This window comes from Bacillus cereus group sp. Bce041 (genome assembly GCF_052646455.1).
This window is the reverse complement of sequence record NZ_JBQXON010000005.1, coordinates 277781-300701: the sequence shown is the minus strand read 5'-3', so window position 1 is coordinate 300701 and position 22921 is coordinate 277781. Positions and strand designations below refer to the sequence as shown.

The following is a 22921-nucleotide window of genomic DNA, read 5'->3' as shown; positions in this document are numbered from 1 at the left end:
GTTCAGAGACTTGTACGATGTTAGCAGACTAAGGTACAGAATTATTCCTCATCCATTTTGAATTGAAGAGGAATAATTAATACGGTGAGCCTACAGTAGAGACTGCATATCTCGATGACTGTAGAGAAGGTATAGTCCACTCTTTCAGGAAACTGAGAGGTAAGTACGATATTGGTTGTGGCATGGAAGTTGTTATGATTAATAAGAAAAAAGAGGAAATCAACTTCGATCACTTAGACGAAACGATACGCAAATTTGTCCCAAGTGGTTTTCGTATTCGAGATAAGGAACATAGATTTTCAGAAATGATTGATTTTGATAGTGTAAGAGCCCCGTTTACATTGCAACGTGCTCAAAAAAGTATTGGTACGCTTGGAGGGGGCAATCATTTTGTCGAACTGAATGAGGATGATAAAGGAAATGTATACATTGTCATTCATAGTGGTTCGCGTAATTTAGGGAAACAGGTAGCAGAGTATTATCAAAACTTTGCTTACGAGCAACTTATAAACGTTAAATCTATTAAAGAAGAAATTATTGAACGTTTAACGAAAGAAGGTAGACAACAAGAAATACATGAAGCTTTACGTGGAATTAAGAAACCGGTGATTCGCAAAGAATTAGCTTATTTAGAAGGACAAGGATTTAAAGATTACATGAATGATATGAAAATTGCTCAAAAATATGCGGAGTTAAATCGTAAAGCAATGATTGATGAAATCGTCACTAAAATGGATTGGAAAGTAACAGATCAATTCACTACAATCCATAACTACATCGATATGGACAATATGATTCTAAGAAAAGGTGCTATTTCAGCTCAGAAAGATGAACGAGTAATCATTCCAATTAATATGAGAGACGGTTCTATCATTGCATTTGGTAAAGGAAATCCAGATTGGAACTTTTCTGGCCCTCATGGAGCAGGACGTATTATGAGCCGTAAGAAGGCGAAAGAAGTACTTAACTTAGAGGATTTTCAAAATACAATGACAGAGGTTTGGACTACATCTGTTGCAGAAAGTACTTTAGATGAAGCGCCAATGGTATATAAGCCAATGGAAGAAATTATTGAGAATACAAAAGAAACAATTGATATTAAACATATTATTAAGCCACTTTACAATTTTAAGGCGAATTAAAAGAGGAGTAACGTTTATTAAAGAAAGAGAACTTGAAAAGATAGCATATTTTGTGGCGGTTATATAACAGAGATTAAAAAGACAACATATTAAACTAAGAGATTCATTATATTCATTTACATTTATGTAATGTAAAAGGCTAGAAAGCTAGATTGGCGTGAATCGCGAATTGTGGAGTGCAAAAAACAACAAAATCTCTTAAAAAACACTTAATTTTTTACTCCATCTATCTTTACAATCCCTCTTTATAATGTGAATTGGACAAGCACCTAAGAGAAAGCAGAACATGTCAGTTTGTACATTCTATTATTAGGGGGAGAATTTGTATGAAAAAGACAGTTGCTTCGTTAGCAGTTATGGCGGCATTATTACCGACGTTCTCAGTGCATGCGGAAGGGAAAGAGCAAGTCCGAAAATCAGCTACAACTTTTAACGTTATTAGTGATATTCAAGGGGATTTAGGGGATTTTGATCATGTGCTAAAAGATATGAACAAAGTGACGCCACTTTCTAGAGCGCTTATTATGAATGGGGATATAACGCCGACTGGACAACAGTCACAATATGATGATGTAAAGCGTGTGTTAAATAAAAATAAGCATCCAGAAAATGTATGGTCTACTGTTGGGAATCATGAGTTTTATGCTGGTAAATGGACAGCAGATGGAAAACTCTCTCAAAGTACATGGCCAAATGGTGTAAATGAGGAAACTTTATTTAACCGCTATCTGAAATTTAGTGGACAAGAAAAGGTATATCATAAAAAAGAATTAGACGGTTATCCGTTTCTATTTTTAGGAACGGAAAAATATATGAAATACCACGATTCAAAAATGTGGGACGAAGTATATATGAGTGATGAGCAATTAGGTTGGTTAAAACAAAATTTAGAAGAGTACAGCCAAAAAGATAAAAATAAACCAATTTTCATTTTCTCTCATCACGTTTTACCTGATACTGTGTCTGGGTCAAGACAATCACCATATTTACAAGACTATTTAAACGTTGATAAATTGTACGATATATTAAAAGACTATCCGCAGGTCGTTTTCTTTACGAGTCATACGCATTGGGATTTAAACTTACCGGACTGGGCTGGTAAAAAGAAAATTGCAGGCGGAGATGAAAAAGGTTTCACTGTTGTAAATACGGGCGGGATTGAAACAGGCTGGATGTCAGCAGGACCGAATGGAGGAGAGAAAACTGCTCCAGATGGCTATTCATTTAAACAAGGGTTACAAGTGAAAGCATATGGTAACGATGTAATTGTGACAGCTTACGATTACAAATGTGATAAGGATATAAAGAAGTTATTAATTAGTGATTCAAAAATTGCGCAGATGGCACCAAATGTAATGGCAGATGATCGTAAAAATATAATTGTCGGTGCAAATGAATATATGGAGTATTCTATAGAAGGAACGAATGAGTGGCATACGTATAGTCAAGCAAATCCTCCGAAATTTGATGGAGATAAAACTGTATACGTACGCCATAAAGGTGAAATGAATTTAGAGCCGGGATTAACGCAGTTACTTCGTTTTTCGGTAAATAAGTGATTGGAGGGAGTCTGCATTTGAATGTGTGGGCTCTTTTTTTGTTGATGAGAAAGGGGTTGCCTGTCTGTCGTTTTTTGTCGATAGATCGATATATTAAGAAAATCGTTGATATACTGCAAGTTACGATCGATATATTTGAAAAATCGTTGATATATTGTAAGTAATGAACGATATATTTAAAAAATCGTTGATATAAATTTCATGTACCGTAATTAAGTTAAAATCATTAATACGGTTTTACTTATCAAAATGAAATTCTAATACATTTTTAACCGAGAAAGATGACTTCACCATTTTTACGTGTAATAATAGTAACGTTACATATATTGTGAAAGAAGTACAAAAGGAGCGTTACAATGAATTTAGCTAAATTCCCGAGGAAAAAATATACAGAATCATATACACCAATTGAAAAGTTAAACAACTTTTCTGAAGCACTTGGTGGTCCGACTATTTATTTTAAACGAGATGATTTACTTGGTTTAACAGCCGGTGGCAATAAGACGAGAAAGTTAGAATTTCTAGTTGCAGATGCACAGGAAAATGGTGCAGATACGTTAATTACAGCTGGTGGTATTCAGTCAAATCATTGCCGCCTGACACTTGCTGCTGCGGTAAAAGAAAAAATGAAATGTATTCTTGTATTAGAGGAAGGGCTTGAGCCAGAAGAGAAGAGAGACTTTAACGGAAACTATTTCTTATATCACTTATTAGGTGCTGAAAACGTCATTGTTGTACCGAACGGAGCAGACCTGATGGAAGAAATGCATAAAGTAGCAAAAGAAGTAAGTGAAAAAGGAAATACACCATATGTAATTCCAGTTGGTGGATCAAACCCTACAGGCGCTATGGGATACGTTGCTTGTGCGCAAGAAATTATGGCGCAATCATTTGAGCAAGGAATTGATTTCAGTTCAGTTGTTTGTGTAAGTGGTAGCGGCGGTATGCATGCTGGTTTAATTACTGGTTTTTCTGGAACACAAAGCCATATTCCTGTAATCGGGATTAATGTAAGTAGAGGAAAAGCTGAGCAAGAAGAGAAAGTAGCAAAACTTGTAGATGAAACTTCAGCACATGTTGGTATTCCAAACTTTATCTCGCGCGACGCTGTTACGTGCTTTGATGAATATGTAGGACCAGGCTATGCGTTACCAACGCCGGAAATGGTAGAGGCAGTTCAGTTACTTGCGAAAACAGAAGGTATTTTACTTGATCCAGTGTATACAGGTAAGGCAGTAGCGGGATTAATCGACTTAATTAGAAAAGGTAATTTTAATAAGGAAGACAATATTTTATTCGTACATTCAGGTGGTTCACCAGCTTTATATGCGAATACTTCTTTATTTGCGTAAGTGTAAAAAGCATTGGGTATCCAATGCTTTTTTGTTATATACTGGAATTATTGAGAGGTAGGAGGATGATATGAATTCAAATTTAAAATGGATTATATATACGGTACTCGGCATTTCTATTCTATTAATCTTATTTGTGGCTTATGGGGTGTATTCTTATTTTACATTTTAAAAGCGTAATGGAAGTGAACCATAATGTAATATATGTTATAGTTTGATATGTTAATTACTTACAATACTTTCCACAAGGAGAATACATAATGAGAGCAAAGAAACTAGTAACGTTAGCAGTTCCATTTATGCTGTTAGTCGGATGCGAGGTAGGAGATAAAGATTCTACTCATAAGACTGAGCAAACTAGTAAAGCAATAACAATACTTTCCGAACAACAGTATCCGTACTACATATGTGAGCAAGTGGTAGAGTTCCAATTTAAGAAGGATGAACTATTACTAAACTTAGGAGAATCCTTAAAGGATAAAGAAAAAGCAAAAGCTGTTTTAAAAACATCAAACGAGATAGATAAAATTTTAGATAATATGGAACACATAAAAGTACCTGATACATACAAAGACATTCACAAATCCATACAAGAAGGGGTAACAGAGGCAAGAAAAGCAACGAAGTTAATTAAGGATGCTGGTAAAGAAGATAAACAGAAGATTCAAGAAGCTGCAATGAAAGGTACTGAATTTTTATCAGGTGTAGACGGAGAGCATTGGAAAAAAGCAGTTTATGAGTTATCACAGGAAAACAAAGATGCTTATAGTAAGGCACTTGATAAGAAAGTAAAGGAGTACTCAAAGTAAAACAGTAACTTGTAACAATACATATCCACCTAAAATTTCCGCGAATGCTATGCTAGGAAGTTAGGTGGGAGATTACTGTCCTTAAATGTGGCTGATTAAAGCTACAGCCACATTCTCCTGTTCTAATTAACTAAAAGAAGAACTTCCCCATCCCGATTAAACTACTGATCATTCCTATTCCACTCATGGTGCCTTTTCCTGCTGTAAGTAAGTTTCCAAGCAGTCCTAGCTGACCGTTACCTCCGTTATTTCCCCATCCCATTGGGGCCCACGGACCACCCCATCCTGGAGGGTTTCCAAAAACACCCGAGTTATTGGTATTGAAATGAAAAGGCTTGGCTGGCGGCGATAGTAAAGCTGCAAGATGACCTTGTGCGAACATCCCTGTATGATTGAATGGTTGCGCCCAGGGGAAGGGAGGTTTTTGAAAATTAAAACCTGCATGACCTGGTAATGGAGTCCAATTAGCAGGGTGACCTTGTGGTATTATCCCTGCATAATTAATTGGCTGCTGCCCCAAAGAGAAGGGAGGAGGTTGGGGATTGACCCCCGTATAATTGGCTGATGAATCCCAACTAACTGGATAAACTCGGTAACTCCAATTCTCAGGAAGCTTCAAATCATTCATTACCTCAGATTTAGTTATTTCGGGCTGTGAATATAATGAAATTTGGTTATTATATTGTTCCCCGTTTCCCTGTGACTTCAAATACCAATATTGGTGCATACGCTAATTCCCCTCACTTTAAAAATGTAATGTTAGACTTAGCCTATGTAATATTCCTTTTTTGGGATGGTTACATAACTAGATCTACAAGCCTGTATTTAAAGGAATGGGTGCGTGGTCTTGTTGATTTTTCTCACTGCCTGTAAAATTCCCATTGATTTAAAGTTTCAATTTATTTTAGAAGGGTATTTTCAGTTGCTTCTTTTTGTATTTCAGCCTAATTTAAATTCCGTTAACAAACGTTTTTATAAAGGTTTCATCAACAAAAAGATTTTAAAATGGTATGTTGAGCAAGTGGAATTGCTAAAAAGAGAATATCCATTCGAAGAGTTTGGCAAAATACTGCAAGGGTAATGTTTTCTTGTGCAAATATGTAAACGATTTAAACGAATCAATGAAATTTATAATGAAGGGGCAATTAAATATATGAGTGAAACATTACATAAAAGAAAACCACCATATTTAATGCTTGTAATCCTTTTTATTGGGGCATTTGTTTCATTTCTAAATAACTCCCTTTTAAATGTAGCCTTGCCATCAATAATGAAAGATTTAAACATTCAAGATTATTCAACGATCCAGTGGCTTTCTACAGGGTATATGCTTGTAAGTGGTATATTAATTCCGGCCTCAGCATTTTTAATAACGCGTTTTTCAAATAGGAGCCTATTTATTACATCTATGGTGATTTTTATTCTTGGTACTGCCTTAGCGGCTGTAGCACCGAATTTTGGTTTATTACTTACTGGTCGGATGGTTCAAGCGGCAGGCTCTTCAGTTATGGGACCTTTGTTAATGAATATTATGCTAGTAAGCTTTCCGAGAGAAAAAAGGGGAACAGCAATGGGGATTTTTGGACTAGTTATGATTACAGCTCCAGCAATTGGGCCGACACTATCAGGTTATATTGTAGAGTATTATGACTGGCGTTTGCTTTTTGAAATGATTTTACCGTTAGCAATCATTAGCTTACTGTTAGGGATTTGGAAATCTGAGAATGTCATGAAACAAAACAAAAATGCAAAACTTGATTATCTCTCATTACTATTATCTTCTGTCGGTTTTGGCGGTTTGTTATATGGATTCAGTTCTGCAAGCTCCGATGGCTGGACGAATAAAGTTGTCTTAACAGCCTTAATCATAGGCGCTATTGCCTTAATTGCTTTCATTATCCGTCAATTAAAAATGGATGAGCCGTTATTGGATTTACGTGTTTACAAGTACCCAATGTTTGCACTTGCGTCTGTAATTGCAATTGTCAACGCGGTGGCCATGTTTTCGGGTATGATTTTAACACCAGCTTATGTACAAAACGTCCGTGGTATTTCGCCGCTGAGCTCTGGGTTGATGATGCTTCCAGGTGCGGTAATAATGGGGATTATGTCACCAATTACAGGTAAACTATTTGATAAATATGGTCCTCGGATTCTTGGCATAGTAGGGCTTTCCATTACAGCTGTTTCAACTTATATGTTGGCAAGTCTGCAAATTGACTCTAGTCATACACATATTATTCTTATTTATACACTGCGGATGTTTGGGATGGCGATGGTGATGATGCCACTTATGACAAATGGTCTTAATCAATTGCCAACTCGCTTAAATCCGCACGGTACAGCTGTTAATAATACAGCTCAACAAGTGTCCGGTTCCATTGGTACTGCTATTCTTGTTACGATTATGAATTCTGTAACAAAAACAAAAGCTGAAAGTTTAATGTCTTATATAGATCCAACAACCTTCACAGAAACTACGAAGGCAATAGTAACTCAGAAGGCTTTATTATCCGGAATTCAATATTCATTCTATGTAGCGCTTGGCATGAATGTTGTTGCACTACTATTAGTTTTTTTCGTTAAACGTGTAGATACAAGTGCGGAAGCCGTCGAGAAGTTAAATCGGTAGAGAAGAATAAAACGTTAGATAATGATTCCTACAAGTTGTTTGCTGATTAGATAAACTATAAAGAAATACAAATTTTTGCTACTAAGGCGCCGGTATTTAAAATGGGAAAAGAACTGAAAGAAGCAGTGACATAATTATATAGTGAAAGAGGACCTGATGTTCATATGAGGTCCTCTTTCATTAGTAACAAGGTATATTGCTGATTGTATTGGTTTAACTAAACCACTGATTTTTCAAATACTACAATCTTAAGCTCGTCAACTTCTCTATTTTGGGGTGTTTTAGAAGAAAATGAATCAAAATAATCATTTTTATGAACAAATACAAGAGATGAGATCCGTTTGCAATTTCTCATAAACATTACAAGTTTAGATTATCTTTTAATACCAACATTAAAAGGCTCCAACTATATTTATTCGCTTCATTTTAATTTAGTATTTTTCTACAAGTTATAAATCTAATTGCCAAGCTTATACGCAATATCATAATCATGAATAGTTAGGGAAAAGATAAAATAAGGTAATCAATTACATATCTTTATCCCAGGCGATTAGTTGCTATTTCTTCTTTATTAAATGGGATATTTTATCCCGAATTAACGGGCAGTAAGACCCCCACCTCAAAATTTAGCGGAAGCAAAGAAGTTAGGTGGGGGATCAACTGCCCGTAAAAGCCCGATTGGTTCAACTAATAATCAGTGGGGGATGAACAAAACCCCCCACTGATTAAAGTTTCACTTTATTTCATGCTTTTTGAAAGGGTGTTTTTAATGGAAAAAAAAGTATCTGCCATTCCTCAGCCGAAAACATATGGACCGCTGGGTAATCTCCCATTAATCGATAAAGATAAACCGACCCTATCCTTTATCAAGATAGCGGAAGAGTATGGTCCCATTTTTCAAATTCAAACTTTAAGTGATACCATCATTGTCGTTTCTGGACATGAATTGGTAGCAGAAGTTTGTGACGAAACACGGTTCGATAAAAGTATAGAGGGTGCTTTAGCAAAAGTTCGTGCCTTTGCTGGAGACGGATTATTTACAAGCGAGACTCACGAGCCTAACTGGAAAAAAGCTCATAATATTTTGATGCCTACATTCAGCCAACGGGCAATGAAAGATTACCATGCCATGATGGTCGATATTGCTGTACAACTCGTTCAAAAATGGGCACGGCTTAATCCGAATGAAAACGTAGATGTTCCGGAGGATATGACTCGTCTTACGTTAGATACAATTGGTCTATGTGGTTTTAATTACCGATTCAATAGCTTTTATCGTGAGACCCCTCATCCTTTTATTACTAGCATGACCCGTGCTCTAGATGAGGCGATGCACCAATTACAGAGGCTGGATATAGAAGACAAACTCATGTGGAGAACGAAACGTCAATTTCAGCATGATATTCAATCTATGTTTTCTTTAGTAGATAATATTATTGCTGAACGTAAAAGTAGTGGAGATCAGGAAGAAAATGATTTACTTTCCCGTATGTTAAATGTGAAGGATCCGGAAACTGGTGAAAAATTAGATGATGAAAATATTCGTTTTCAAATTATTACCTTTTTAATAGCTGGACATGAGACAACAAGTGGATTGTTATCTTTTGCGATTTACTTTTTATTAAAGAATCCGGATAAGTTGAAAAAAGCCTATGAAGAAGTAGACCGTGTTTTGACAGATCCTACTCCAACATACGAACAAGTTATGAAACTGAAGTATATACGGATGATTTTAAATGAATCGCTACGTCTATGGCCTACCGCTCCAGCATTCAGTCTCTATGCAAAAGAAGATACAGTGATTGGCGGGAAATACCCAATTAAGAAAGGAAAAGATCGTATTTCTGTTCTTATTCCACAGCTACATAGGGATAAAGATGCATGGGGAGACAATGTGGAAGAATTCCAACCTGAACGATTTGAAGAGCATGATAAGGTTCCTCATCATGCTTATAAGCCATTTGGAAATGGCCAGAGAGCATGTATCGGTATGCAATTTGCACTTCATGAAGCCACTCTTGTGATGGGAATGCTTCTTCAACATTTTGAATTAATCGATTATCAAAACTATCAGCTGGACGTAAAACAAACATTAACGCTAAAGCCCGGTGATTTTAAGATTAGGATTCTACCCCGAAAACAAACTATTAGTCATCCTACTGTTCTTGCACCTACAGAGGGCAAGCTGAAAAACGATGAAATTAAGCAACACGTCCAGAAGACACCTTCTATTATTGGGGCCGATAATCTTTCACTTCTTGTTCTGTATGGCTCGGATACAGGTGTAGCAGAAGGTATTGCAAGAGAATTAGCAGATACAGCTAGTTTAGAAGGGGTTCAAACGGAAGTGGTAGCTCTTAACGATCGAATTGGAAGTTTGCCAAAAGAAGGAGCGGTACTTATTGTGACTTCTTCTTATAATGGAAAACCGCCAAGTAATGCAGGGCAGTTTGTGCAATGGTTGGAGGAACTAAAACCAGATGAGCTAAAAGGTGTTCAATACGCAGTTTTTGGTTGTGGAGATCATAATTGGGCTAGTACCTATCAACGGATTCCAAGATACATTGATGAGCAGATGGCTCAAAAAGGAGCAACAAGATTTTCTAAACGCGGAGAAGCAGATGCAAGTGGTGATTTCGAGGAACAGCTTGAGCAATGGAAACAAAGTATGTGGTCTGATGCGATGAAGGCATTTGGATTGGAACTCAACAAAAATATGGAAAAAGAGCGTAGTACTTTGAGTCTACAATTTGTCAGTCGTCTTGGAGGATCTCCTCTTGCACGAACATATGAAGCAGTTTATGCATCTATACTAGAAAATCGTGAACTCCAATCACCCAGCAGTGATAGAAGTACACGACATATCGAGGTATCTTTGCCAGAAGGCGCTACATATAAAGAAGGAGACCACCTTGGAGTGTTGCCAGTTAATAGCGAGAAAAATATCAACCGAATTTTAAAACGTTTTGGGTTAAATGGGAAGGATCAAGTTATACTGAGTGCAAGTGGACGAAGTATAAATCACATACCTTTAGACAGTCCTGTTAGTTTATTGGACCTTCTTAGTTATAGTGTTGAAGTTCAAGAAGCTGCCACTCGAGCACAAATACGAGAAATGGTAACATTCACAGCATGTCCTCCTCATAAAAAAGAATTGGAAGCATTATTAGAAGAAGGAGTTTATCATGAACAAATATTAAAGAAACGGATTTCAATGTTGGACCTTCTTGAAAAGTATGAGGCTTGTGAAATCCGGTTTGAACGCTTTTTAGAACTTCTTCCTGCGCTCAAACCGCGTTACTATTCTATTTCAAGCTCTCCACTCGTTGCACACAATCGTCTGAGCATTACGGTCGGTGTTGTTAATGCACCTGCATGGAGTGGGGAAGGGACATATGAAGGAGTCGCTTCTAATTACTTAGCTCAGCGTCATAATAAAGATGAGATTATCTGTTTCATTCGAACGCCACAATCAAACTTTGAATTACCTAAAGATCCAGAAACACCAATTATTATGGTTGGGCCAGGTACTGGAATTGCACCATTCCGTGGATTCTTGCAAGCGCGTCGTGTTCAAAAGCAAAAAGGTATTAACTTAGGACAAGCGCATCTATATTTTGGTTGTCGTCATCCTGAAAAAGATTATCTCTATCGTACAGAATTAGAAAATGATGAAAGAGATGGATTAATCTCTTTACACACAGCTTTTTCTCGTCTAGAGGGACATCCAAAAACATATGTACAGCATTTAATAAAACAAGATAGAATCAATTTAATTTCGTTATTAGATAATGGAGCTCATCTTTATATATGTGGTGATGGAAGTAAAATGGCTCCGGATGTAGAAGATACCCTTTGTCAAGCATATCAAGAAATTCATGAAGTCAGTGAACAAGAAGCAAGAAATTGGTTGGATCGTGTGCAAGATGAAGGGCGATATGGAAAAGATGTTTGGGCTGGTATATGAATGTTTCTTAATTAGTTACGTATTAACTAATGAATTTCTTTCGAATAAATTTCACTTTATTAGTATAGTGTATTTAGATGAATAGTGATTAACCGGACTATTTAGTATCTACTAAATAAAAAACAGGACCTGATATTTATCTATCAGGTCCTGTTTCACATAGACATTATACATGGATATTTTCCACACATTATCAATGTTTGTAATGTAGTTAGTCTTGTGGGTCAGCAATAAAATCAGATATTATTTTTTCGATATCGAAAGGAGTAATCCCTTTATCCAAAGAAAAAATGCTTTCTGCTTCTTCGATTTCTTGAACGAGTTCACCTCTAGCTTCAATATGTAATCGGAACAAGTCATATAAATTCGGTTTAACTAAATTAGTTAAAGCCTTTCCAACTAGTATCATACCTTTTTGATTAGCCTCGATGGTATTATCATAAGTTAGATCTGTTGTAAGAGACAAATCTGTCCAAATCAATTTTCGTTCCTTTAAGTCTAAAATAACTGGAATAGAGATTTGGGTGTCGGCAGTAATATCCACTTTATCTTGAACAGTAGAAGGTTCAAATACTTCACCTGAACCAGGATATTGACGAACCATCCAACCAGTAAAGCATTCTGGTAAATCTTTATATGGTTGGTCTGTGTAAGAAAGCAAAGTCATAACTACATAGCGTCCACCATATTTCAGCACAGACGGAATATCGAAATCAATGAATTCAGATGCTCCCTTTGGTGCAGAAGTAATATCTCCGCTATGGTAGGCTTTGAAATTTTTTGAACGTAAGTTCGTGAAGGATACATGTTCTTTGTATTGCCAATCTTCGTCGTACATTGCAGCAGACAAATCAATGTCAACACGTCCTGTATGTTGTCCATTCACATAGCCTTCTTTCCACCATAGGAAAAAACGAATCGTATCTCCTTCTGGCAAATCTACTTTACTTCCTCGAGATAATGTGCGAAGCGCTTTGCTGGCTGAACGTTGAGAGAAGGGAACTAAGTGATTTTTTAACTGTTCATCCAAAAATACTTTTCCAAGACTTGGAAGTTCTACAAAGCGATTTTTTAAAGTATCTTCACACATTTTTACAATCATTAAACAAATATCCTCTGAGATAAATGGAAGTGTATTTTCAATACCTATAGCTTTTGCTACATTTCCCTTTGGAAAAAAGGTACGAAATTCATTTTTATCATTTCGATGCTTAAAATGAGCCGTGAGTTGAAGTAATACAGGAGTAGAAACGTTTCCTATTATACTTAGAAAATCTTCGAGAATATTGAAAACATCTGTTGACTTATAACTACATAAACGGATTAAATGATCCAAGCGTCTGGCAAATTCCCCCGGGCGAGTTTTTAAAAGATTTTTCGCTGTCATGATATCACGATTCAACAAAGCTGCTTCTATTTTTCCATTAAATGTTTCAACTTTAATGTTGTTGCGAAGCATCTCAAATGCTCGGTGGGTTTTTGGGAAACGAGTATGATATTCTGCTGGATGAAGAATTTCACCTAAACGAATCCAACGTTTTTTGTATCGAATCATATCTTCGGTAATGTTTCCGTATTGCTCTAACAATCCTAAAAGGAAGCGTCTTTCTGCTCGGTTAAACTTCTTGAATCGAACGGAGGATGCTAAACTCACATCACCTTCAGATAAAGCAACTGCAAGGCGAAGAACATCAGTTGCTGTTTTAAAATACTTTGCAGCAGCATCGGCTGATATTTTTCTGTTTATTAATAAAACCCTAATTATAAAAGACATATTTTCCTTATGAGGAATTACATTAGGTAGAAAACAGGAAACATCTTCAGTGTGTGTAATAGCCCATTCTACATCTGTCTTATCAGTTGAGGAAATAGAGCTGTTTGCACGAATCAATTGAGAAATCATTTGATTGAAATCTTCTTCACTTCCTAAGTCAATAACTTTCAAATCAACGCTATCTAAAAGAGGAAGTCGTTCTTCTACTTTTGATACAGGTAGGCGCAACGTCACATAATGAATAACGGCATTGATGTATAAATCAGCGTCACTTAAATCCATCATTTGTTGCGGAAAGTTTGGATACATAGGAGTAAACTGAATATGTGCACCAACCATTTCTTTTAAATGTTTTACCAACTCTTTGTAAAACGATGTGAATGCACCAACCGAAAGTGTTTGCAACTCTTCTATTAAAGGCTCAGAAAAAGTAAATCCTAAACTTTCCAAGTTTTTTAAAGCAGTGGCTAAATACATGTTCGGTAGTTTATTTTCTTCTCTTTTTATAATTACTTTCAAACTTCTTCTTATGTAAATAGAATTTTTCATGAGAACGCCGATTATTCACTCCTTATAAAAGAGGGGAATAGTCCGACTGTCCTCCTTTCAGTGGTAGATTTTTATTTTTACATGCATAAACACACTAATTGTAGAGAAATGCACTGAGGGTATAAAGCTATTTTTTAGTGAAAAATTAGGGGTATAACATTTAGTTGTTAAGTGGTAATTTGTTAATTAAGAAAAGAAAACCTCTACATCAATGGTTGATAAACTAAAGTTTATTCAAACCCAAAGAAGAAAGAGGTTTTATAGTCTAATTATTTTCATAGGAAATTGACAACTCTAAAACAATTTGAAATTTCTACAAAGAAGGAAGAATTGTCATAGCCTATGTGTTTAGCAGGAAAGTAACATCCCTATTTCGCCAAAGAAGTTAGAAGGAAGGAACGTCATAGCCTGCTTTATTAGTATATTCTCTTGCGAAGAGCAATTCAAGTATACTGTCTGATTTTTTATATTTTTCTTAAAGGGGAATTTTCATGTTTATCCCGCATTAACGGGTAGCCCGATTGGTGAGGGGGATTAAAGTGTCACTTTATAAATAGGGAGATCATCACATGCCCTTTTTATAATACTATTACGGGAGGATTTTTAATTTTGATATATTATACCATTTACTTAATGGTATAATATGGTGCGTATTCTATGAAATGGAGTTGAATGAGTATTATAAATACAAAAGGTGAAATTAAAAAAACAAAAAGAAAAGTATTACTAACTATACTTACTATGTTAGTAATTATAATTGGATTTGGATATTGGAAACTTTTTAGTTTGCAAGGTGTTCCAAAAGGGGAATTAATTCGAACAGTGAAATCTCCAGATGGAAAATATCTCATCAAGACTTATTTTCATAATGCAGGATCATTAAGTGCGGATGCTGTTAGGGGTGAATTAGTTAACCTTGATACAGATTCAGAGAAGAATATATATTGGAATTATCCAGATACCGATCCATATATTGAATGGGTAAATAAGAATAATGTTAGAATTGGAGATCAAACTTTAGATGTTTCGCAGAAAGAAACCTATGATTGGCGTGATGATGATAAGCACGTTAAAGAAATGCCTAAACAGTTTATTAGATAAAACAAGAAAATTTAAATGTATTTAATCTTATTTGTTTAACTATAGATAGTATTATATGAGTGAAAGAGTCCATTTAAATCTTCTAAATGGACTCTTTTAGGTTTCTAGATACGACTACTGATAAAAATGGAACAAACTTGTTACTTAGGTTGTCTATTAAGTATACGTATAAAACAGGTGTTCATGATAGTTCAATCATTTGATGAAAAGTGAGATGCAAGAAGAGTGATATCCGATACACTCTTTAATTGTATCGATATGTATAACACCTAGAAAAACTATATATTCTTGAAAGAGGTTGAAAATGTATGATAGTCTTAAACAAGTTTTTTAACATTTTACATTACAAAAAGATGGTACCTGTAGTATTTCTTTCATGTGCAACGCTTATAGGCTGTTCCGATGGCAATACTCAGTCTGAATTACCTAAACAAACAAAACAAACAAATCAAACCAAACAAGAAACTACTGGTAATGATTCTTTTGCTAAACTTGAAAAAGAATTTGATGCTAAACTCGGTATTTATGCATTGGACACTGATACGAATCAAACCGTTACGTATCAATCAGATAAACGGTTTGCATACGCATCTACCCACAAAGCTTTAGCTGTGGGAGTACTTTTACAAAAGAAATCAATAGAAGATCTAAATCAAAGAGTTTTGTATACTCGTGAAGATCTTGTTAATTACAATCCAATTACAGAAAAGTATGTTGATAGGGGTATGACTCTGAAAGAGCTTGCAGATGCTTCCCTTCGATATAGTGATAATACTGCGCAAAATCTTATTCTTAAACAATTAGGTGGACCTAGTGAATTCAAAAAATCACTGAGAGAAATAGGAGATACCGTTACAAATCCTGAACGTTTTGAACCAGAGTTAAACGAAGTGCATCCAGGAGACGTACATGATACTAGTACCCCAAAGGCATTAGCTACTAGTCTTCAGGCTTTTGCGCTAGGAGATGTACTTTCAACTGAGAAACGGGATTTATTAATAGATTGGATGAAAAGGAATACTACGGGAGACAACTTAATTCGTGCTGGAGTTCCAGGAGGATGGGAAGTAGCTGATAAGACGGGCTCGGGATCTTATGGAACCAGAAATGATATCGCAATTATTTGGCCACCAAATAAAAAGCCAATTATTCTTGCGATACTTTCTAATCATGATAAAGAGGATGCTAAATACGATGATAAGCTTATTGCAGAAGCAACCAAAATAGCGCTGGGTGTCTTAAAAGCTAAAAATAAATAATAATAGTATTAGTTATTGAAATTTTCTTGTTTTTTCGTCACAATACTGTGACGGTCTTTTTGTGTATTTTACAAAAGATCGTCTTAAGTAAAGAAAGAAGATAGAAACCATCTCTATTAAGTTTATTAACTAAGTAACAACAAATATATGCTTTATTGAATACTTATTGCATTTAATGTGGAGGAATAAAATGGAGTCGAAAATTCTTATTGTTGATGATGATAAAGAGATTAGAAATCTTATCTCGGTATATCTGGAAAATGAAGACCTAAAAACTCAAAAGGCAGAAGATGCTATACAAGCTTTACAACTGTTAGAAGAAAAGGACTTTGATTTGATTATTTTAGATATTATGATGCCGAATATGGATGGCATTGAAGCATGTATGAAAATTAGGGAAGATCGCAATATGCCTATCATTATGCTATCTGCAAAATCTGAGGATATAGACAAAATTCAGGGCCTAGCCTCTGGTGCAGACGATTATTTATCAAAACCGTTTAACCCACTAGAATTAATTGCTAGGGTAAAATCCCAATTAAGAAGGTTTAAAAAATACAATACGTCCATAGAACATAATAAAAGCATTCTAGAAATTGGTGATTTAACCGTAAATACAGATACACGTCAAGTATGGGTAAGGGGAAAAGAAATAAGGTTAACTCCAAAAGAGTTTGCTATTCTCGAATTACTTGCCCGTAACAAAGGGATTGTCCTAAGTGTAGCAAAAATATATGAAGCAGTTTGGAAAGAGGTTTTTTTAAATCAGATAATACCGTCATGGTGCATATTACAAAAATAAGAGACAAAATTGAAGAAGATTCTAAACATCCCATTTATATTAAAACAGTTTGGGGAATTGGGTATAAAATATGAAAAATATTAGTTTCAGAAATAAGATCATTATAAAACTTCTTGGTGCTGTTGCAATTAGTTTTTTTATTTCATTTGGTTTAACAATCCCCATTGTGCAATACGTCATAGATCCATTTTTTATAAAACACGAAGATTTTGGCATGTTTGAAGTGAGACTCGCAATGTTGTTCTTATTTACGTTCGCAATCTTAAACTTTATAGTAATCTTTTTGCTATTGGTTCGAAAGAAAATAATATATTTGAAGCTCATTTCGGAAAATGTGAATGATATTGCAAATGGAAAACTGGGTTTAACAATTGGGATTAAGGGGAAGGACGAATTGACCCAACTTGCTCAAAATATCAACTATATGTCCAAGGAATTGGAGAATACATTTGAACAAGAAAGACAATTAGAACGTACAAAAAATGAACTTATCACCAATGTATCTCATGATTTACGCACACCTTTAACATCTGTTATTGGCTATATAGATTTATTAAAAAGAGGGCAATACAACAGTAACATACAATTACAGGAATACCTTGAAACCACGTATTCAAAGTCACAGAGACTGAAATATTTAATTGATGAGCTGTTTGAGTATACTCGTTTATCAGGTATAGATGCTAAGTTAAACCTTAATGAAGTTGATTTATCAGGTTTGTTGGAACAAATAGTTGGAGAATACATACCTATATTTGAAAAGGAAAGTTTAATCGTTCAAAGATCTATCGCGGAAGAAACAATACCTATCTTCATAGATGTAGAAAAAATGGTACGTGTATATGAAAATCTCTTTATGAATGCGATAAAGTACAGCATGAAACCATCCGAATTATCTATATGTCTTGAACTAATAGGTAACAAGGCAATGTTGAAAGTATCAAATAAAGTCGAGAAACCGCCTGTTAGCGATCCAAATAAATTGTTTGAAAGGTTTTTCAGGGGGGACAAGGCAAGAAAAGATGACCAGGGAAATGGACTGGGGCTTGCTATTTCAAAAAGAATTGTTGAACTTCATCATGGTAATATACATGCAGAATATAAAGATGGTTGGATGTCTTTTATTGTTGAACATCCAATTAGATAGAAAGCTTATGGAACTACAGGTTCCATGAGCTTTTTTTTAAACTTAAGAAATCTTAAGGATTTTACGGGGTGTTTCCTAATTTTCATAGTTTATCATGGGTGTATTCAAAGTGATGAGGTGAGCAAAGAAGATAAAAGGAAAGATTTCATTGTAGCTTATTGTAATGAAATAAAAAAATGTAGGAGGATATAAATGATAAAGCCAGTTGTAGATGTAAAAAACATTCAAAAATTGTACGGTAAAAAAGGTGAGAATCAATCACACGCATTAAAAGGTGTATCATTCTCAATTCAAGAGGGAGAGTTTGTTGGTATTATGGGGCCTTCTGGTTCTGGTAAAACAACATTATTAAATGTAATTTCAACGTTAGATAAAGCAACAGGCGGCGTTGTTGAAATTGCAGGAACGGATATTACGAGGATGAAGCAGGGTGAACTTTCTGATTTTCGTTCACAAAAGTTAGGATTCATTTTCCAAGACTTTAACTTATTGGAGAATTTATCTATCTATGAAAATATCGCACTCCCACTTTCACTTCAAGGTGTTTCATCTCGTAATATTGGAAAGAAAGTAGAAAAAGTAGCTGATATGTTAGGAATTACAGCTATACTTCAAAAATATCCTTCTGAAGTATCTGGTGGACAAAAGCAACGTTCCGCAGCAGCACGTGCGTTAGTTCATGAACCAGCAATTATTTTGGGAGATGAGCCGACTGGAGCTCTAGATTCTAAAAATGCAACGAGTTTACTTAATGCCATGACAAGCTTAAATAAAGAGCAAGGTGTATCCATTATGATGGTTACGCATGATCCTTACAGCGCAAGTTACTGTCAACGTATTTTATTCATTCAAGATGGTGAGTTATATAAAGAAATTCATCGCGGTAGTACCCGTGAAGAATTCTATAAAGAAATTTTAGATGTGCTTGCAAACTTAGGCACACAAAAAGCGTAAGGAAGGAAGTTCAATCATGTTATTTAAGCTTTCTATGTCAGGCCTAAAAAGTAAGTTGCAAGATTACATTGTTTTACTTGTTGGTCTTATTGTCTCTATTTCAACTTTTTATATGTTTCAAACGCTAGCATCCAATAAAACGTTCCTTGAATCTAACTCTTCTATTAGGGATATTGTGGCTGTCTTTAAAATTGGTTCCGTTTTGTTAGCGATTATCACATTTTTCTATATTTTATATGCAAACTCTTTCTTATCAGCTCTTCGTCAAAAAGAATTTGGTATGTATATGATGTTAGGAGCAAAAAAGCATAAAGTTACCTTACTTATGTTCATTGAAACAATCATATTAGGTGCCACCTCTCTTTTGATTGGAATTACAATTGGTGTAGGACTTGCAGAAGGTATCGGTCAGCTATTAATGAAACAACTCGAGTTTGCTGGCGAAGGTTATAAAGCATTTTATCTGCCATCTATAGCTATTACTTGCATCTTTTTCTTTGCACTCTTTGTATTATCTGCAATTATGAATAGTATTAAATTATCTCGTATTTCTGTACTGCAACTTGTACATGCTGATGAACAAACAGAACGTGTTGCCATAAAAGGAAAAATGACAGTTGTAGTTGCATTCCTTGGTATTCTTTTATTGGGTATTGGTTATGCATCACTTATTTATATATCATATGCAAATTCGCTAATTGTTTTGGGATTAATGGCTGTTGGATTAATCTCAGCAACTGTTGGTACTTACCTTATATTTGGATCACTTCTTCCAGTTATGATTAACAAGCTAAAGAGTAATAAAAAACGTAGTGAAAAAGGCCTCAATGCTTTTACTTTTGCACAATTAAATTTCCGCATTAATAGTCTAACAAATGTGCTTGCAACACTAGCAATTTTAGTGGCTCTTGGTGCTGGTGGAATTGCTTGTGGTATGGCATTTAAAAACAACATCCTAAAAATTACAGATCAAATACAAATTTACGATTCAGTCATTCATAATCCAACAGTGGAAGAAAAGACAATTTTGGGTAGTATCTTATTTCAAGAAAAACTTGAATATCATTACAAATTTGATGATAGATATGTTTATTATCTTAAAGAAGATGTAGAGAAAAATCGCCCTTTCTTGCAAGGTATGAAAATAGAGAAAGCTTCAGAGGAAATACCAATTGGTGCATTTTCAATAAAACGGGCTGAAGGAGAGACAGACACAAAACAATGGATTCAGGTTTTCAGAACGATCCAGCCCAATTATTTATATCCTGATTATGAAATAAAAATTGTAGATTATAACATATACAATGGATTGAAGGGGAAAGAAAGTATTGTGTTTATGGGGAAAACAGATGATTTTGGATCATACATAAAAGAATGGAAAAAACTTGATGAATTACAGATAGCAAAATATAAAAATGTGAAAGCGGAAGAATTGGGTAGTAAGTATCAAACATATATTATGAGTCATGATTTTGCCAGCGGACTAATGTTTATGGGTTTCTTCGTTGGAATTGCATTTTTAGCAATGATGGCAAGCTGCTTAATGTTTAAAGTTCTGTCGGGAGCATCAAAAGATGTAACACGTTATCAAATGCTTCATAAAATTGGTGTTCGCCGAGAGTTATTAACAAAATCGATTTATAAAGAGTTATTCTTCATATTCTTATTCCCAGCAATTGTAGGGATTACTCATATATTAGTTGGTATGAACATGTTTAGCCCTCTTGTAATCGATCCGTACTCTCGCATTTGGTTACCACTTGTTATTTTTGTAGTAATTTACTCGATGTATTACTGGATTACTGTTCAATTATTTAAAGGAATTGTACTCCCTAAAAAAGATTAATGTAATGATGTTGTTTATCCCGCATTAACGGGCAGCACGATTGGTGAGGGCTCATAATCAGTGGGGGATGAACAAACCCCACTGATTAAAGTTTCACTTTATCTTCTACTGTACCTTGTAACTACATTTTACCTTGCTGTAGAGAAACAAAAAAACATTTTTCTTATTCAATAATTCCAATTTCTAGAGCCTTTTGAACAGCTTCTTCTTTGTTACGGACTCCCAGCTTTGTATAAGCTGTGGAAGCATAATTTCTGACCGTACCATTCGATAAATATAACCTTGATGCTATGGTAGTGTATCGAAGTCCCTTTGCTACTAGCTGCAATATTTCTATCTCCCTAGCTGTTAGCTCATAAGCGGTTGCTTTTGATTGTGGTGTCTCTTTTTGCTCATCAAATTTCTCAAATATTTTGTGAGACATTCCTTGATCAATCAGTGTCCCACCTTTGTGAATAAGTCGGATCGTATTAGCTAGCTCCAATGTTTCAATAGATTTGAGTAAAAAACCATCCGCACCGTTGCGAAGCGATTCCAACGCCTGTTCGGTATCCTGAAAAGTGGTAAAAATCAATATGCGGATATGTGGCCATTGTTGCTTAATCTTTTTGGTTGCTTCGACTCCATCCATGTGTTGCATATCTAAATCCATAAGTATAACATGAGGCTGAAGGCGCCCACACAAATCGATGGCTTCATTGCCATCCTCGGCCAAACCGACTACATTTAAATCTTCATATCTATCGAGTAGTGTCCTCAAACTTTCCCGAACAAACGGCTGGTCGTCTACAATTAACAAACGAATAAGTCCATCTTTTATTTCAGTTTGTCGCGGTATGGTACATGTAACAAGCATTCCTTCATCTGGCTTTGTATATACAGACAATTGACCTTGCAAATTCATTGCTCGTTCTTTCATTGCATTCAGACCGAAGCCTTCCTGCCATTCTACATTTCCTTTTCCATTATCTTGAACTTCTAATCTCGTATATTGTTGTTCAAACTGCAATGAAACTATAATTTCAGTTCCCTGACCATGACGTACTGCATTCGTAAGGGACTCTTGTAAGCAACGAATGAACGCTATCTTCGCTTGCCGAGACAATTCATATTCCTCTCCGTATGCCCGAAAACTTACATTAACCTGAGCGTGCTCCTGAAATTCGGCTCCAAGATTTTGGAGAGATTGAATTAAGGAAGGCGATTGACAAGGAGACTCCATTTGATGTAGGTAACCTCTCACGTCCTCGATGCTTTTACGTCCCATTTCAAGCAGAGAATCTAGCCTCTGTATACCCATTTCAGTAGCAAGTTCGGTGCGCAACGTTTCCATCCCCATAATAATAGAAGTATAAGCGTGACCAACTGTATCATGAAGCTCACTCGACAGTCTGTTTCGTTCTTCCGCCAGTGTAATGCGTTCAATCTGAGACATATATTGCTCAAGTACTGCGTTTTGTTTACGAATTGATTCATTTTGTTTATGATTGACGATTAATAAATGAAAAGCGAAGCCCATTACATATGCGAATCCATAATAGGTGACCATAATCCAATAGCTATTACTTGGCGAGACCGCATAGAAAATTCCAGTTGTTATAAAAACCGTTATTGGAGCTGTCCAATAATAGGACAAATGCTTACTATTCGCAGCAATTAGAAACACTGATATAAGAAATGTGTTGTAAGCCCCTGGAAATAATGAGGTTAAATATATACATAGTCCACCATACAGCAGTATTTCTGTGAACAAATAATATTTATAATTGAATAGTAAGGCTACCCATGGAACAGAGAAGGCAATAATTTCCCAAAGAATAATAATCCAAAGTGGTAATGTTAAACCATCCTGAAAATTTAATGTAGCTAGAATGATAGACACACTAGCAAGTAGGCGTACCCCTAACATAATCCAATCATACCAAAACCAATACTTAACCATATCTAACAAGTTCTTTACCCCCTAAATAGCCTACCATTTTACTTCCTATATTATAATTTAATCCTTCCTGCCTTATTATACTTTTT

The 22921-nt window shown here is 35.4% G+C and carries 15 protein-coding genes and 1 pseudogene; 13 read left to right on the top strand and 3 right to left on the bottom strand.

The window, feature by feature from the left end; genetic code table 11:
- The first annotated feature begins 182 nt into the window (after nucleotides 1–182).
- The 4 genes from ACUN13_RS18285 to ACUN13_RS18270 all read left to right on the top strand — a co-directional run bounded on the left by ACUN13_RS18285 (nucleotide 183) and on the right by ACUN13_RS18270 (nucleotide 4862).
- On the top strand, nucleotides 183–1142 hold the full coding sequence (locus ACUN13_RS18285) for an RNA-splicing ligase RtcB (RefSeq protein WP_000454383.1): 960 nt from the start codon (nucleotides 183–185) through the stop codon (nucleotides 1140–1142).
- A 326-nt stretch (nucleotides 1143–1468) separates the two neighbouring features.
- Entirely contained in the window at nucleotides 1469–2701 is a 1233-nt protein-coding gene (locus ACUN13_RS18280; protein ID WP_257115523.1) for a DUF4073 domain-containing protein, read from the top strand.
- A gap of 356 nt (nucleotides 2702–3057) precedes the next feature.
- Nucleotides 3058–4053 (top strand): D-cysteine desulfhydrase, encoded by a 996-nt coding sequence (locus ACUN13_RS18275; RefSeq protein ID WP_001046615.1) that lies wholly within the window; start codon nucleotides 3058–3060, stop codon nucleotides 4051–4053.
- 260 nt (nucleotides 4054–4313) lie between these two features.
- Nucleotides 4314–4862 carry a hypothetical protein gene (locus ACUN13_RS18270; RefSeq protein ID WP_001201796.1) on the top strand — a complete coding sequence of 183 codons (549 nt, stop codon included), beginning with the start codon at nucleotides 4314–4316 and terminating at the stop codon, nucleotides 4860–4862.
- Nucleotides 4863–4992: 130 nt separating this feature from the next.
- On the opposite strand, the gene ACUN13_RS18265 is transcribed toward ACUN13_RS18270, so the two are convergent.
- Nucleotides 4993–5589, bottom strand: coding sequence for a hypothetical protein (locus ACUN13_RS18265; RefSeq protein ID WP_257115522.1), 597 nt, complete (start codon nucleotides 5587–5589; stop codon nucleotides 4993–4995).
- Nucleotides 5590–5703: 114 nt separating this feature from the next.
- Here ACUN13_RS18265 and ACUN13_RS18260 point away from each other — a divergent pair, with 114 nt between their 5' ends.
- From ACUN13_RS18260 to cypD, 3 genes are all read left to right on the top strand, one after another.
- Nucleotides 5704–5943 carry a hypothetical protein gene (locus ACUN13_RS18260; RefSeq protein WP_000243463.1) on the top strand — a complete coding sequence of 80 codons (240 nt, stop codon included), beginning with the start codon at nucleotides 5704–5706 and terminating at the stop codon, nucleotides 5941–5943.
- Nucleotides 5944–6015: 72 nt separating this feature from the next.
- On the top strand, nucleotides 6016–7494 hold the full coding sequence (locus ACUN13_RS18255; protein WP_257115521.1) for a DHA2 family efflux MFS transporter permease subunit: 1479 nt from the start codon (nucleotides 6016–6018) through the stop codon (nucleotides 7492–7494).
- Nucleotides 7495–8263: 769 nt separating this feature from the next.
- Nucleotides 8264–11461 (top strand): bifunctional P-450/NADPH--P450 reductase, encoded by a 3198-nt coding sequence (gene cypD, locus ACUN13_RS18250; RefSeq protein ID WP_257115520.1) that lies wholly within the window; start codon nucleotides 8264–8266, stop codon nucleotides 11459–11461.
- Nucleotides 11462–11672: 211 nt separating this feature from the next.
- Here the strand turns inward: cypD and ACUN13_RS18245 are convergent, their stop codons facing one another.
- Nucleotides 11673–13784, bottom strand: coding sequence for a TerD family protein (locus tag ACUN13_RS18245; RefSeq protein WP_445423892.1), 2112 nt, complete (start codon nucleotides 13782–13784; stop codon nucleotides 11673–11675).
- A gap of 672 nt (nucleotides 13785–14456) precedes the next feature.
- Here ACUN13_RS18245 and ACUN13_RS18240 point away from each other — a divergent pair.
- From ACUN13_RS18240 to ACUN13_RS18215, 6 genes and pseudogenes are all read left to right on the top strand, one after another.
- Nucleotides 14457–14885, top strand: a complete 429-nt coding sequence (locus ACUN13_RS18240) for a DUF5412 domain-containing protein (RefSeq protein WP_257115518.1) — start codon at nucleotides 14457–14459, stop codon at nucleotides 14883–14885.
- Nucleotides 14886–15193: 308 nt separating this feature from the next.
- Entirely contained in the window at nucleotides 15194–16144 is a 951-nt protein-coding gene (gene bla, locus ACUN13_RS18235) for a class A beta-lactamase (RefSeq protein ID WP_000636460.1), read from the top strand.
- Nucleotides 16145–16334: 190 nt separating this feature from the next.
- Nucleotides 16335–17020: pseudogene (locus ACUN13_RS18230) on the top strand (response regulator transcription factor).
- Complete coding sequence (locus ACUN13_RS18225) at nucleotides 17017–18093, top strand: HAMP domain-containing sensor histidine kinase (protein ID WP_182811794.1); 1077 nt, start codon at nucleotides 17017–17019, stop codon at nucleotides 18091–18093. The pseudogene ACUN13_RS18230 and the gene ACUN13_RS18225 overlap by 4 nt, the downstream one beginning before the upstream one ends.
- A 192-nt stretch (nucleotides 18094–18285) precedes the next feature.
- On the top strand, nucleotides 18286–19047 hold the full coding sequence (locus tag ACUN13_RS18220) for an ABC transporter ATP-binding protein (protein ID WP_000595170.1): 762 nt from the start codon (nucleotides 18286–18288) through the stop codon (nucleotides 19045–19047).
- 16 nt (nucleotides 19048–19063) lie between these two features.
- Nucleotides 19064–20893 (top strand): FtsX-like permease family protein, encoded by a 1830-nt coding sequence (locus ACUN13_RS18215; protein ID WP_257115516.1) that lies wholly within the window; start codon nucleotides 19064–19066, stop codon nucleotides 20891–20893.
- 163 nt (nucleotides 20894–21056) lie between these two features.
- Here ACUN13_RS18215 and ACUN13_RS18210 read toward each other — a convergent pair whose 3' ends face one another.
- A complete protein-coding gene (locus ACUN13_RS18210; protein WP_053564014.1) occupies nucleotides 21057–22844 on the bottom strand; it encodes a helix-turn-helix transcriptional regulator in 1788 nt (595 codons plus the stop codon).
- Between the last annotated feature and the right edge of the window lie 77 nt (nucleotides 22845–22921).

Bases quoted from the DNA above. Each gene is read 5' to 3' on its own strand.
- ACUN13_RS18285 (WP_000454383.1), top strand. From the start codon at position 183: ATGGAAGTTGTTATGATTAATAAGAAAAAAGAGGAAATCAACTTCGAT.
- ACUN13_RS18280 (WP_257115523.1), top strand. From the start codon at position 1,469: ATGAAAAAGACAGTTGCTTCGTTAGCAGTTATGGCGGCATTATTACCG.
- ACUN13_RS18275 (WP_001046615.1), top strand. From the start codon at position 3,058: ATGAATTTAGCTAAATTCCCGAGGAAAAAATATACAGAATCATATACA.
- ACUN13_RS18270 (WP_001201796.1), top strand. From the start codon at position 4,314: ATGAGAGCAAAGAAACTAGTAACGTTAGCAGTTCCATTTATGCTGTTA.
- ACUN13_RS18265 (WP_257115522.1), bottom strand. From the start codon at position 5,589: ATGCACCAATATTGGTATTTGAAGTCACAGGGAAACGGGGAACAATAT.
- ACUN13_RS18255 (WP_257115521.1), top strand. From the start codon at position 6,016: ATGAGTGAAACATTACATAAAAGAAAACCACCATATTTAATGCTTGTA.
- cypD (WP_257115520.1), top strand. From the start codon at position 8,264: ATGGAAAAAAAAGTATCTGCCATTCCTCAGCCGAAAACATATGGACCG.
- ACUN13_RS18245 (WP_445423892.1), bottom strand. From the start codon at position 13,784: ATGAAAAATTCTATTTACATAAGAAGAAGTTTGAAAGTAATTATAAAA.
- ACUN13_RS18240 (WP_257115518.1), top strand. From the start codon at position 14,457: ATGAGTATTATAAATACAAAAGGTGAAATTAAAAAAACAAAAAGAAAA.
- bla (WP_000636460.1), top strand. From the start codon at position 15,194: ATGATAGTCTTAAACAAGTTTTTTAACATTTTACATTACAAAAAGATG.
- ACUN13_RS18225 (WP_182811794.1), top strand. From the start codon at position 17,017: ATGAAAAATATTAGTTTCAGAAATAAGATCATTATAAAACTTCTTGGT.
- ACUN13_RS18220 (WP_000595170.1), top strand. From the start codon at position 18,286: ATGATAAAGCCAGTTGTAGATGTAAAAAACATTCAAAAATTGTACGGT.
- ACUN13_RS18215 (WP_257115516.1), top strand. From the start codon at position 19,064: ATGTTATTTAAGCTTTCTATGTCAGGCCTAAAAAGTAAGTTGCAAGAT.